This window comes from Sulfuriferula sp. AH1 (assembly GCF_002162035.1).
Classification (GTDB): domain Bacteria; phylum Pseudomonadota; class Gammaproteobacteria; order Burkholderiales; family Sulfuriferulaceae; genus Sulfuriferula.
In genome coordinates this window covers 1973562-1986957 of sequence record NZ_CP021138.1, presented here as the reverse complement: position 1 = coordinate 1986957, position 13396 = coordinate 1973562, and the positions used below count along the sequence as shown (strand labels likewise).

Here is a 13396-nt window from a genome sequence, read left to right as displayed (position 1 = left end):
GGGGAAAGATCATGAACCTGCAGGGCCTGAATGAAATTTCGCCCTATTGCTGGCGTATTCCGGAAAATGCCGCAGAACACCGTGCTCCGGTGCTGCTGTACGGCAGCGAGCCGCTGCTGGCGAGCATGGATGAGAAGGTGCGCGAACAGATCAGCAATGTCGCCCGGCTGCCCGGGCTGGTCGGCGCTGCGATGACCATGCCGGACGCGCACTGGGGTTACGGTTTCCCCATCGGCGGAGTAGCCGCCTTTGATGCGGAGCAGGGTGGCATCATCTCTGCCGGCGGGGTCGGCTTCGATATTTCCTGCGGCATCCGCGCGCTGCGCACCAATCTGACTCTCGGCGATCTGGTGCCGCAAGCAGAACGCCTCGCTAATGCGCTGTTTCAGGCTATTCCGGCCGGGGTGGGGGAGGAGGGTTCATTGCGGCTTAGCCCGTCCCAGCTCGATGCAGTCATGCTCGGCGGCGCGGAATGGGCCATCCAGCACGGCTACGGCAAACGCGAAGACCTCGCCTATATCGAAGAAAACGGCTGTATCGGCGGAGCCGTGCCGGAAAACGTGTCCGATTTCGCCAAAAAACGTCAGCGCGGCGAAATGGGTACCCTCGGCTCCGGCAATCATTACCTGGAAGTGCAGATAGTCGACCGCATTTACGACGCCGAAGCGGCACAGGCCTTTGGCTTGAGCGAAGGCCAGGTTCTGGTGTCCATCCACTGCGGTTCGCGCGGCCTCGGCCACCAGATCGGTACCGAATATCTGTTGAGTCTGGCCAAAGCTGCCGGCCGTCTGGGAATTACTCTGCCCGACCGCGAGCTTGCCTGTGCGCCAATCAACTCACCCGAAGGCCAGGCTTATCTGGGCGCGATGAATGCCGCGATCAACGTAGCGTTGGCCAACCGTCAGATACTCACCCACCTCACCCGCGAGGTATTTGGCGAAGTGTTCCCGCACAGCGCGCTGGAAACCCTGTTCGATGTGTCGCACAACACCTGCAAGCTGGAAAAACATGTGTATGAGGGCCGGGAAAGATGGCTCTACATCCACCGCAAAGGCGCGACCCGCGCGTTCGGCCCTCATCATCCATCCTTGCCGGCGCGGTACCAGGAAGCCGGGCAGCCCGTCATCATCGGCGGCAGTATGGGCACCGGCTCCTACGTGCTGGCGGGAACCCGCGAAAGTGAAAACAAAGCCTGGTCATCCGCCAGCCACGGTGCCGGCAGGGCCATGAGCCGCAATGCCGCGCTCAAGTTCTGGCGCGGCAGGGAGCTGATCGATGAACTGGCGCTCCGCGGCATCCTGATTCGTACCAAGTCCATGCGCGGTGCGGCCGAGGAAGCGCCCGGCGCTTACAAGGACGTGGGTAAGGTGGCAGAAGCCACGGAAAAAGCCGGCCTCGCCAAACGGGTGGCGTTTTTGCGGCCCAAGGTCTGCATCAAGGGTTGATGTTATGGGTGTTAGCGGGCTTCGGTTTTGGTCGCGCCGCAGCGCTTGCATACCAGTCGCGTGATCAGGCGCCCCTGGTCTACATCGAACGGGTTTTCCTGTACCGGCTCCCACTTGTGGAAACCGCTGTTGCACAGCGACAAACCCTTGAATTTTTCGCCCGGTTTCGGCTTCTTGAATTGAATGACGTCACCCATTTTGGTATTCGATCATGCTGATATTGTCGTGTGTGCCTGCATTGTGCGTCGAAGTGGATGAGACTTCAAGGCCCCTGATTTGTCGTCGGATTGTGGAAACTGCTCCCGCCAGACTGTCAGCTTTGCGACAAAATGCCACATCGAGCATGGTATCAGGCTGGTAAAGCATGTTTCAGCGCTTGGCACAATGATTGCTGCATGCAAACGGTATGATTAAATATCCCGGAGCCGGTCATGTTGAACGCATCTTTACTATCCATCATCGAAGAAGCTTGTATCACCGTATTGACTCTGACCGAAGGGCTGGAGGAAGACGAGTTCCTCAACTCGCGCCTGACTCGGACAGAAGTGACCCGTCAGGTCAAAATCATGACCGACATCGCTGCCAAGCTGCCACCGCAGATCTGCGCCATCATGGCCGAAGTGGATTGGGATGGCTGGGCAGCCACTGCCAGGCAGCTCAACGAACCCGGCCCGGCGGCAGGCGAAGCGCTGTGGTTCGTGGTGCGCTCGCTGATCCCTGCAACCGTCATGTGGCTGCGGGTGTATCGCAAGAACCAGCCTGAGCTATTCGACTATACGTTGGCTATGGAGCAGGATGGGTAGTTTGGGGGAAAGGTTGCAGTGTGGTTTCTGTTGGCATGGTAGGTCGGGCAATCCCCGGCCTGACTTGGATGGGGCTATGCTACATAGCTAGACCAGACCCCGTGTACCCGGGTTACGGGCCTGAGCGTAGGTTTAGATGTGTTACATATCGAAAACTTCATGAGCACGGTTTTGGAGAAGATACTTTTCGAATTCGTAACTATGAACAAGGCGACCGCCTTTTGCGGGGTTGGCTGTTGGGTCAACATACATGTAAAGATGATGCCGACCATTGGATGTTTGTTGGGCCAGTGCAGCCACTTCAGCCTGTGATAATAATCAGATACGCTGGGAAGACAAATCAACAAGCGCAACATAATGCGCAGGGCTGTTTTCAGGAACCCACCAATCAAGAGCCTCTTTTCCTTTGCCACCACCAAGTTTGGCTCGGAGATTGGTTTTAACTTGAATTGTTATGGGGCGTGCGTTTCGTGGTGAATATGCAACTAAGTCAACACCAGAATCTGTGGTGAGGGGCGCAGATTCTACCTCACGCATCAGGAGCTGATATTGAACCAACAATTCGCCACACTTTCCAATTTGTGCAGTTTTCATTTTGCGCAAGGACTCTCAAGCATCTAATGTTATATATACTGATAAGGTGTCTATTAAATAAACCCACTACACAGTTTATTTTCCCTCCCGCACAATCCTTCTCTGCCACCACCAATACCCCGCAATAATCACCCCCACCCCGCCAATCAGCGCAATAGTCAGCAGGTGCAGATAAGATTTGATCAGCACTTCATTGCCGCCGATGAAGTAGCCGATCAGGGTGAGTATGGTCGACCACAGGCCGGCTCCAAGCATGGTGTAGATGGCGAAGGTAGCGGGATTCATGCGTGCGAGGCCGGCGGGCAGCGAGATCAGGTGACGGATGCCAGGGATCAGGCGGCCGGTGAAGGTGGAGATTTTGCCGTGACGGGCGAAGAATTCATCGGTTTTGTGCAATAGCGGCGGGCGTACGAAGAAGTATTTGCCCCAGCGCTCGAGGAACGGGCGGCCTACCCACAGCGCGAAGGCATAGTTGATCGAGGCACCGGCCAGACAGCCTAGGGTGGCGCTGAGTAATATCAGGGCGAGGTTCATGTGGCCTTCAAAGGCGAGGTAGCCGGCGGGGATCAGCACCAGCTCGGAAGGTACCGGCAATACCGTGGATTCCAGTGCCATGAGGATGAAGATGCCGGCGTAGCCCCAGTCGTGAACCGTGGCGAGTATCCAGTTGATGAATTCGTGGAGCATGGTATTCCTTAGTGAGATGGTTGAATGCGGCTTTGCCAGACATTGGCGGTAATTTTGAGGGTGCGTTCGTCGAGCGCGGTGAACTGGTGGTTGTCCACCCGCAGTTCGCCGTTGACCCAGACGTGGCTGACCTGATCGCGTCCGGCGCTGTAGACCAGGCTGGAGATGGGGTCAAAGCACGGCAGGGTGTTGAGCTGCGCCATATCCACGGCGATGAGGTCGGCACATTTGCCGGGAAGCAGCGAACCGATGTGCTGATCTAGCCCCAGTGCACGTGCGCCGTTGAGCGTGGCCATTTGCAGTGCGGTGTGGGCGGGCAGCGCGGCGGCATCATTGGCGACGCCTTTGGCCAGCAACGCGGCCAGCCGCATTTCGCCGAACATGTCGATGCTGTTATTGCTGGCGGCGCCGTCGGTGCCGATGCCGATATTGAGGCCTTGTTCCAGCATGCTGGCGACGGGTGCGAAACCGCTGGCGAGCTTGAGATTGGATGCGGGGCAGTGTGCGATGTGGCTGCCCTGCTGCGCCAGCAGCGCCTGCTCGTCCGGGTTCAGGTGCACGGCATGTACGGCAATGAGATTGGGGCCGGTCAGGCCCAGCTGGTGCAGTCGCGCCAGCGGGCGTTGCTGGTATTGCGTCATGCTCTGGGCGATTTCGTCGGCAGTTTCATGCAGGTGCACATGAACCGGCAGGTCGAGTTGGCTGGCGTAGGTGATGATTTTTTCGAAGGTGGCGTTGCTGACGGTGTATGGCGCATGCGGCGCGAGGGTGAATGACAGCAGCGGTTCGTCGCGCATGCGGTCGCGCATGGCGAGGCCCTTGTTGAGGTAGTCGTCGGGGTCGCTGGCATAGGCGGTGGGGAAGTCGATCACGATCATGCCGATGGCGGCGCGGATGCCGCAGGCCACGGCGGCCTCGGCTACTGCTTCGGGGAAAAAGTACATGTCGTTGAAACAGGTGGTGCCGCCCTTGAGCATTTCCGCGCAGGCGAGGCGGGCGCCGTCGCGCACGAAGTCGGCGGAGACGTGTCTGGATTCTGCCGGCCAGATATGGCCCTTGAGCCATTCCATCAGCGGCAGATCGTCGGCATAGCCGCGCAGCAGGGTCATCGCGGCGTGGGTGTGCAGATTCACCATGCCGGGCATCAGCGCATGGTCGGTGAGCCGGTGATAAGTCGCGGCGACGAAGCGTTGCCGCGCTTCGCCGGTGGGCAGGATGGCGACGATGCGGCCGCCGTCGATGGCGATGCTGTGGTCGTGCAATACGGTGTTGGCCGGTTCTATGGGGATGATCCAGCGGGCTTCGATGAGGGTATCGACAGAATGGACGTTGTGCATGTTGTACGTTAATGGTAAATATCAACGTACTATAAATTGCGGCTCGGGTGCTGACAAGGCATTTAGTTGTATCGGAGTGCGATTATTGCGCTTGTTCCACGCGATTTCGCCCCAGCCGTTTCGCTTGCAGCAAGGCAGCGTCTGCCGCTTCGGTAAGCGCGGCGGCGGTATCCATTTCGGGGAACGCTGCCACGCCTGCGCTGAAACTGGCATGCAGTACGCCGCCCGGATACGCATGCGGCAAAGCGCAAAAATCGCTGCGGATGCGGTCAATCACGGAAATCGCCTGCGTCGGGCTGATGCCTGGCAACGCGATCAGGAATTCCTCGCCGCCGTAGCGCCCGATCAGATCATGGGAGCGCAGGCGTCCTTTAAGCAACCAGGCCAGTCTGCGTATGACCTGATCGCCAACGGGATGACCATAGGTATCGTTAATCGCCTTGAAATGGTCGATGTCGATCATTGCGGCCGTCAGCATGCCCTGCGCTGGGGTCTGGCTGAGCATGGCCTTCAGGTGCAGTTTGGCGGCAGAATGGTTGAGCAGACCGGTGAGTCCGTCAAGACGGCTGGAGCGTTGCGTTTCGCGGAAACGTTCGATCTTGGTCTTGATGATGGCGGCGAGCAGCACAGGGTTGAACGGTTTGATGATGAACTGGTCGCCGCCCAGGCGCAATGCTTCCACCTGCAGGCCGACATCGGATTCGCCCGAGATATAGACGATGGGCAACGCGCTGTAAGCGCTCATTTGCCGCAATGCTCGGGTCGCTTCAATGCCGTTGAAACGCGGCATGTACATGTCCATCAGGATCAGGTCGGGATGATAGGATTCGAGCACTTCCAGCAGGCTGCCGGGGTCGTTGATGGCGCAGGTGTCCATGCCGTGCTGTGCCAGCGTGCGTTCGATCAGCGCAGCCGCGACCCGCGAATCTTCCACGATCAGAACGCGGAATTTTTCCTGTTCGTTGATCTTTACCAGATCGAGTATGCAATTGAGAACATTCGCGGTTTGCCCTTCGGATGGAATGGTGACGTCGATGCCTGCGCGCATCAGTGCGACGATGGGCTCGATTGCCGATTGCGTACCGAGATAGAGCAGCTGGCTGGCCGGGCAATTGGCGCGGATGTCTGCGATATGCGCCAATTCTTCAGTCTGGGTGTGCTCATTGGCGGGAATGAACAGTACGGCAAGCGCGGCGCTTTCCGGTACCGGCCCGCTGTTCCAGCCCAGTTCATGGATATCGAATCCGAAAAAGCGCAGCTGCGAACCCATGGCATCGGTGATTTCACGCTGGCCGGGTGCAGACACCATCCACACCGAGCGCGGCTTGATCCAGTCGATGTCGGTCGCGGCTGGCGCTGTCGTGCGATGTTCGATGTTGGGAGCGCGTGAATTGGCTACGGAACTCAGCAAGGTGTCGATCTGGCGCTGCAACGACAGGAGGTCCTGCTGCGCAAGCGGGTGCGATGTTTCATCGCCCATTTTGGCCAGTACGGTGTTTTCCAGACCTTCGCACAGGCGCACCAGACCCGACAGGCGCAATTGATTGAAATATTCGGCGAGACTGTTCACCGCGACGGCAAATTCAATGAATTGATTGAAACGGCCTTTGGCGGCGTAGCGCTCCCAGTGCGTGCGCAACACGCTGATGCGGTCTTCTATGGAATTCGGTGCTTGCTCGTTCATAATTTATTATTGATTTATGCATGCAACTTTAGTTTTATGAATTCTATCATTTTTTTGCGCAAACAGAAAATCCCTGTCATTTCGATAGCCGTTAAAAAGGGCGCTAGTGCGCCCTTTTTGTTTGATGCCGGTTTGGGGATTACAGCGTCAGCCACAACGCATTCAGGCGTTGCACGAAAGTCGCCGGATCTTCCAGCTGCCCGCCTTCCGCCAGCAGGGCCTGGTCGAACAGGATGTGGCTCCAGTCGCTGAATTTATCGCTGTCGGTCTGAGTCTTGAGGCGTTGCACCAACCCATGCTTGGGATTGATCTCCAGGATGGGTTTGCTGTTCGGCGCGTTCTGCCCAGCAGCCTTGAGCATGCGCTCCAGATTGCCGCTGATGTCGTGTTCGCCTGCTACCAGACAGGCCGGTGAGCTGGTCAGGCGGTGGGTGACACGTACGTCCTTGACTTGTTCGCCCAGCGTTGCCTTGATCCTGTCGGCCAGCTCCTTGAACGCATCGGCTTCCTGCGCCTGTTCCTGCTTCTCTTCCTCGTTGGCGAGATTGCCCAGATCGAGGTCGCCCTTGGCGACGGACTGCAGCTTCTTGCCGTCGAATTCGGTAAGGTAGGACAGCATCCACTCATCGACGCGGTCCGCGAGCAGCAGCACTTCCACGCCCTTGGCGCGGAAGATCTCCAGATGCGGGCTGTTCTTGGCAGCGGCGAAGCTGTCGGCGGTGACATAGTAAATTTTGTCCTGGCCTTCCTTCATGCGGCCGATGTAGTCGGCCAGCGTGACGTCCTGCGCATCGGTGTCGGTATGGGTGGAAGCAAAACGCAGCAGCTTGGCGATGCGGTCCTTGTTGGCGAAATCTTCGCCTATGCCTTCCTTCATCACGCTGCCGAAATTGGTCCAGAAGGTGGCGTATTTTTCCGGCTGATTCTCTGCGAGGTCTTCCAGCATGCCCAGCACTTTTTTCACCGAACCGGCGCGGATCGCGTCGATGTCCTTGCTTTCCTGCAGAATTTCGCGAGAGACGTTGAGCGGCAGGTCGTTGGCGTCGATCACGCCGCGCACGAAGCGCATGTAGATCGGCATCAGCTGTTTGGCGTCATCCATGATGAACACGCGGCGCACATAGAGTTTGATGCCGTGGCGCTGTTCGCGGTCCCACAGGTCGAACGGGGCGCGGGCGGGGATGTATAGCAGCTGGGTATATTCCTGCTTGCCTTCCACCTTGGCGTGGATGTGTGCCAGCGGCGCTTCGAAATCGTGGGCGACGTGCTTGTAGAATTCGTCGTACTGTTCCTGGGTGATCTCGCTCTTGGGGCGTGCCCATAGTGCCGAGGCCTGATTGACGACATCGTCTTCGTCCTTGGCGACCATGGTTTGCGCGTCGGCATCCCATTCTTCCTTCTGCATCACGATGGGCAGGGTGATGTGATCGGAGTATTTGCGGATGATGGATTGCAGCTGGTAGCTGGTCAGCAGATCGTCGTTATCTTCACGCAGATGCAGCGTGATCTCGGTGCCGCGTCCGGATTTTTCCACGGTTTCCAGCGTGTAATCGCCTTCGCCGGCAGATTCCCAGCGCACGCCATGTTCGGCGCCCAGCCCGGCGCGGCGGGTAATCAGGGTGACCTTATCGGCGACGAGGAAGGCGGAGTAGAAACCGACACCGAACTGGCCGATCAGGTTGGAGTCCTTGGACTGGTCGCCGGACAAGGCTTCGAAGAACTGACGGGTGCCGGATTTGGCGATGGTGCCGATATGGTCGATGACTTCCTGACGGTTCATGCCGATACCGTTATCGGTAATGGTAATGGTACGGGCGTTCTTGTCGACGGCGATGCGTATTTTCAGTTCGGGATCATTTTCCCATAAGGCGCTGTCTGACAGGGCTTCAAAGCGCAGTTTGTCGGCGGCATCGGAAGCGTTGGAAATCAGTTCGCGCAGAAAGATCTCCTTGTTGCTGTACAACGAATGGATCATCAGTTGCAACAGTTGCTTGACTTCGGTCTGGAAGCCTAGTGTTTCCTTGTGTGCTGCTACGGTCATGTGCTTATTCTCCGTTTATGTTGAACAAAAATTTGTCATCCAGATTGGGATGCATCGTGCGGTTTTCAAGAGCTGGCAGATCAGTATGACAGCATCCCCCTGATTTGAAATGGTCATCAAAAAATGCCACTATGGGCACCTCATTTAAACACGGGGAGTTGATCCATGAGTATCGCTTATTGGTGTGTGCTGATCGCGGCAATGCTGCCTTATCCTGTCGTGATGCTGGCGAAAGCCGGCCGGAAATACGACAACCATGCACCGCGTGAGCAACTGGAGCGATCGGAAGGTTACCGCAAGCGTGCCTATTGGGCGCAACTCAATGGATTCGAAGCGTTTCCCGCCTTCGCCGCAGCCGTCATCATCGCCCAGTTGCAACACGTTACCCAATCCACTGTGGACATGCTGGCACTGGTCTTCGTGGCGATGCGCGTGCTTCACGCGGTGTTCTATGTGCTGGACAAGGCCATGCTGCGTTCGCTGGTGTGGACAGTGGGTTTCGGCTGCATCGTGGTCCTGTTCGTACTGGCGGGTACGCGCTGATCCGTCGCCAGCGCGTTAGCCTGCAGCGGGGCTCGCCCGCAGCTTCATCAGCGTCTGTTTGATTTCCGTAAACAGGGGGCGAGCCTCGCTGTCGCAGTGGTCACAATGCTGCTGCAGCTCGCCCAATGCGCTCAGCGCGGCGGGGTCGGCTGGAAGCTCGCAACGCGTCAGCAGCTCCGCCAGCAAACAGGCGAAAGCGCGCACCTCAATGCGCTGCAAAGCTTGCTCATGTGCGGGATCGGTTCCGGCGATGAAAGAAGCTGCGCCGAAATCCCCCAGCAGACAGTCGCCCGCGCCGTTATGCAGGATGTTATGGGCATACAGGTCGCCGTGCAGGATGCCGCGCGCATGCAGGTGGCACGCCGCAGAGGCGATGGCATGGGCGATGCGCACGATGGCACCCAGGCTGAAGGCGGTGCCGGCAGCATAGATGTCGCGCGTGCATGAATCCAGGTTGGGCGGGCCGGCCAGATTGTGAAAATCCGTGGCTATCAGCTCCATTATCAGGCCCGACTTGCCTTCAGGGTGATTATTTATTCTGCCGTGGACGGCTATCAGATTGGAATGCAGGCCGGCGCCGATGCAGGCGGCCATTTCGCTGTGCGGCAGGCCGTCGCTGGTGAGCGCGCCTTTGAACAGCTTGACTGCGACATCGGTCCTTTCCACCGGTCCGAGCTGCCATACGGCCCGGTGAATGACGCCGGACGCGCCTTCGCCGAGTTGCTGGCATATGTCCAGATCATGCCAGTCGATATGGGGTATGTCATCGGCAGGCGCTGCGTCATCCGCGCACAACGGATTGCCGGCGTAAGCCAGCCAGGCGAGGCGCGGCAAGGAAAACAGCCAGTCCGGCAGCGCGCTGAACTCATTGGCCGATATGCGCAGCAATTCCAGTTGCGTGCAGGCCGCCAGGCTTTCCGGCAGGGTTTGCAAGCGGTTGCCCGCCAGCATCAGCTTTTGCAGCCGGGTGCATTGTCCGAGTTCTGCGGGAAGCTCGCTGATCCGGTTATCGGTGAGGATCAGCCAGCGCAGTGCAGGAGTGAGGGCGGCGGCCGGCACATGGCGTATTCGGTTGGCCTTGAAACCTATCATGCTCAGTTGCGGGCATTGTCCCAATACGGCAGGCAATTCTGTGAATTGGTTATTGGAGCAGAACAGGACGCGCAGCTTGTGCAGGCGGCCGAAATCAGCGGGCAGCGCGGATAATTCGTTGTCGGAGAGATCGAGGATTTCCAGCGTATCGGCGAGGTCGAAAATCTCTTGCGGAAATTCCCGTAAGTCGCATGCCAGATTCAAACGCCGGGTTCCTGCCAGTTTGCCTGTGCGCAGTAGTGTAAGTGTATCCATGGTTAACTGAATTTCATGCGCATGCTGTTCATTGGCGATATCGTGTATGTGTTAATCAAAGTCCCAGTGAGAGATGGTGGGGAGGGATTCAAAACCCGGGTGGGCGAAATAGAATCCTTGCATCAGATGAACGCCATTGGACTTGAACCAGCGTGCTTCCGCTGCGGTTTCTATGCCTTCGGCGATTACCTGGATACCCAGCATTTGCGTGCTCAACAGGATACCTTTAACCACCGCCTGTTTGACAGGGTTGGTATCGATATCTCTTACCAGATGGATATCGATTTTGATCAGGTGAGGTTGAAAGTTGGTTAGTAAGGTTAAACCGGCATAGCCTGCGCCAAAGTCGTCAATTGCGGTGGAAAAACCACGGTTCCGGTAGTAACGGAAGATGGAGAGCAATTTTTCCGGTTCTATGATTTGTTCCCCTTCGGTGACTTCGAAAATGATTTGTTCCAGAGGAAATCCGGCGGCCTCGGCCGCGGCAATGGTGGTACGGATACATAATTCCGGCTGGTATACCGCATTAGGCAGGAAATTGATGGAAATGCGAGAGGTTATTCCCAGTCGCTGCGCAAGAAAAATGCTGCGGATGCGGCATTCCTGATCAAAGCGATAGCGATTGGTGTCGTTCACTTTGGTTAATATCTCAGCTGCGCCTTCTTTGTTTGGTCCGCGTACCAGTGCCTCATAAGCGTATATCGTTCGTTGCTCAATATCGACGATGGGTTGGAATGCGAATGTAAAATCAAAGTCCAAAAGGTCTTTACAGCCCTTGCATCCGGGGTCGGGAACCTCGATGGATTTAAGATTAATTTCAGGCACGGTAATTCTCCAGGTTGAATGCTGCATGCGTCATGCAAGTGGTAGATTCTACCCTTAACTTGATGCTGGTGAACTAACCATCCATCCTGCTATAAGGCGCTTGTGCCGGCCATTTTCTCTAAATTACAGTTTCCGTCCCTCGAATAATTCGGAGGCAATGTTCTACAGTTGATATAATGTCTTGATTTTTCCACCTTTCTGTCTTGCCAGCTTTTTAACAGCGCATCTGGCGTTGTGGGCTGAGTCCCTGTCTTGTTTGTAATGCCTAGCCGCATGCGGATTGATGATGTCGGGCGCAGTAACTATCCGAACCTAAATGATTACCTTAAAAAATATTACCTTGCGGCGCAGTGCCAAAGTTCTGCTCAACGATGCCTCGCTGACGATCAACCCCGGAGAAAAAGTAGGGCTGGTAGGCCGTAACGGTGCCGGCAAGTCCACCCTGTTCGGCTTGCTGAACGGCTCGTTGCACGAGGATGCGGGCGATTTTTACTATCCCAGGCAATGGCGCATGGCGCAAGTCGCGCAGGACATGCCCGAGACTGAAGAGAGTGCGACCGAATTCGTTATCGGCGGCGACTCGCGCCTGACCGAGTTAAGAGAGGCGCTGCTGGTGGCGGAACAGAGCGACGACGGCATGCTGATCGCTCAGGCTTACGCCGATCTGGCCGACGCGGGCGAGCATGACGCCAATGCCCGGGCGCAGGCGCTGGTGCTGGGCCTGGGTTTCCAGGTGCACGAGCTGGATAGTCCCGTGAACAGTTTCTCCGGCGGCTGGCGCATGCGCCTGCAATTGGCGCGGGCGCTGATGTGTCCGTCCGATCTGCTGCTGCTGGACGAGCCGACCAATCACCTGGATCTGGATGCGCTGGTGTGGCTGGAGGCCTGGCTGAAGAAATACGCCGGCACGATGATCGTGATCAGCCATGACCGCGAGTTCCTCGATGCAGTCACTGCCACCACCGTGCACATCGATTGCGCGCAGTTGACCCGTTACGGCGGCAACTACAGCCTGTTCGAAACCTTGCGTGCGGAACAGATGCTGCTGCAACAGGCGACATTCGAGAAGCAGCAGGACAAGATCGAACATCTGCAAAAATTCATCAATCGCTTCAAGGCTTCGGCGAGCAAGGCGAAACAGGCGCAAAGCCGGGTCAAGGCGCTGGAGCGCATGGAAAAAGTCGCGCCGATGCTCGCCAGCGCCGATTTTACTTTCGAATTCAAGGAGCCTACCCACATCCCCAATCCCATGCTGTCGATATCGGATGCCAGCTTCGGTTATGTGGCCAAGAATGAGGACGGCGAAGATCTGCCGCCCAAGGTCATTCTGCGCAAAATCAGCAAATCGGTGCAGGCCGGACAGCGCATCGGCATTCTGGGCGCGAACGGTCAGGGCAAATCCACGCTGGTCAAGACCATCGCCCGCGACATGGCGGCGCTGGGCGGCACCATCACCGAAGGCAAGGGGCTGAATATCGGCTATTTCGCCCAGCAGGAGCTGGATGTGCTGCGGCCGGAAGACAACCCGCTGGAGCACATGATACGGCTGGCGCGCGAGGCCAATACCCAGTCCCGCGAAAAGACCGGTGAACAGGCGCTGCGCGGCTATCTGGGTGGTTTCAACTTCAGCGGCGACATGGTCAAGCAGGCTGTCGGCACCATGAGCGGCGGCGAGAAGGCCCGGCTGGTGCTGGCGATGATGGTATGGCAGCGTCCCAACCTGCTGTTGCTGGACGAGCCGACCAACCACCTCGATCTGGTCACCCGCGAAGCGCTGGCGATGGCGTTGAACGAGTTTGAAGGCACGCTGATGCTGGTCAGCCATGATCGCGCCTTGCTGCGTTCGGTGTGCGATGAATTCTGGCTGGTCGGGCGTGGCGGTGTCGAGCCGTTCGACGGTGATCTCGACGATTACCAGCGCTATTTGCTGAACGAATCGAAGCGCCTGCGTGAGGAAGCCAAGGTCGCACTGAGCGCTTGAGGCAGACGGAACAGTACGCAACTTTGCGAGCTCCAGGTACGGTTTTACCGGGTTTCTTGGTCTATACTTCGGACAAGACGGCGTGCCTGAGTCATATCTGAAGAAATCC

General features: G+C 57.5%; 12 protein-coding genes. 4 read left to right on the top strand and 8 right to left on the bottom strand.

All coding sequences use genetic code 11. The annotated features are described in order from the left end of the window. Positions 1-11: 11 nt before the first annotated feature. Positions 12-1445 (top strand): RtcB family protein, encoded by a 1434-nt coding sequence (locus CAP31_RS10075; protein WP_087447414.1) that lies wholly within the window; start codon positions 12-14, stop codon positions 1443-1445. Between the two features lie 11 nt (positions 1446-1456). Here the strand turns inward: CAP31_RS10075 and CAP31_RS10070 are convergent, their stop codons facing one another. After that, positions 1457-1642 (bottom strand): hypothetical protein, encoded by a 186-nt coding sequence (locus tag CAP31_RS10070; protein ID WP_087447413.1) that lies wholly within the window; start codon positions 1640-1642, stop codon positions 1457-1459. A 234-nt stretch (positions 1643-1876) separates the two neighbouring features. On the opposite strand from CAP31_RS10070, the gene CAP31_RS10065 reads away from it, so the two are divergent. Beyond that, a complete protein-coding gene (locus CAP31_RS10065; RefSeq protein ID WP_087447412.1) occupies positions 1877-2248 on the top strand; it encodes a hypothetical protein in 372 nt (123 codons plus the stop codon). 318 nt (positions 2249-2566) lie between these two features. Here CAP31_RS10065 and CAP31_RS14835 read toward each other — a convergent pair whose 3' ends face one another. The 5 genes from CAP31_RS14835 to htpG form a co-directional block, all read right to left on the bottom strand. Next, positions 2567-2842: a hypothetical protein gene (locus tag CAP31_RS14835; protein ID WP_157662731.1), complete on the bottom strand. Its 276-nt coding sequence runs from the start codon at positions 2840-2842 to the stop codon at positions 2567-2569. Positions 2843-2917: 75 nt separating this feature from the next. Next, the gene (locus CAP31_RS10055) at positions 2918-3529 is read right to left on the bottom strand and encodes a DedA family protein (RefSeq protein ID WP_087447410.1); all 612 of its coding nucleotides are present in this window, start codon (positions 3527-3529) and stop codon (positions 2918-2920) included. 8 nt (positions 3530-3537) lie between these two features. Then, positions 3538-4866 carry a TRZ/ATZ family hydrolase gene (locus CAP31_RS10050; RefSeq protein WP_087447409.1) on the bottom strand — a complete coding sequence of 443 codons (1329 nt, stop codon included), beginning with the start codon at positions 4864-4866 and terminating at the stop codon, positions 3538-3540. Between the two features lie 82 nt (positions 4867-4948). Beyond that, entirely contained in the window at positions 4949-6550 is a 1602-nt protein-coding gene (locus tag CAP31_RS10045; protein WP_087447408.1) for a diguanylate cyclase, read from the bottom strand. Between the two features lie 139 nt (positions 6551-6689). Further along, positions 6690-8591: a molecular chaperone HtpG gene (gene htpG, locus CAP31_RS10040; RefSeq protein WP_087447407.1), complete on the bottom strand. Its 1902-nt coding sequence runs from the start codon at positions 8589-8591 to the stop codon at positions 6690-6692. Between the two features lie 165 nt (positions 8592-8756). Here htpG and CAP31_RS10035 point away from each other — a divergent pair, with 165 nt between their 5' ends. Then, positions 8757-9134, top strand: a complete 378-nt coding sequence (locus tag CAP31_RS10035; protein ID WP_087447406.1) for an MAPEG family protein — start codon at positions 8757-8759, stop codon at positions 9132-9134. A gap of 15 nt (positions 9135-9149) precedes the next feature. On the opposite strand, the gene CAP31_RS10030 is transcribed toward CAP31_RS10035, so the two are convergent. Further along, positions 9150-10481 carry a leucine-rich repeat-containing protein kinase family protein gene (locus CAP31_RS10030; protein WP_087447405.1) on the bottom strand — a complete coding sequence of 444 codons (1332 nt, stop codon included), beginning with the start codon at positions 10479-10481 and terminating at the stop codon, positions 9150-9152. 51 nt (positions 10482-10532) lie between these two features. Continuing rightward, entirely contained in the window at positions 10533-11306 is a 774-nt protein-coding gene (locus CAP31_RS10025) for an EAL domain-containing protein (protein ID WP_223247248.1), read from the bottom strand. 316 nt (positions 11307-11622) lie between these two features. Here CAP31_RS10025 and CAP31_RS10020 point away from each other — a divergent pair, with 316 nt between their 5' ends. Next, on the top strand, positions 11623-13287 hold the full coding sequence (locus tag CAP31_RS10020) for an ABC-F family ATP-binding cassette domain-containing protein (protein ID WP_223247247.1): 1665 nt from the start codon (positions 11623-11625) through the stop codon (positions 13285-13287). The last annotated feature ends 109 nt before the right edge of the window (positions 13288-13396 follow it).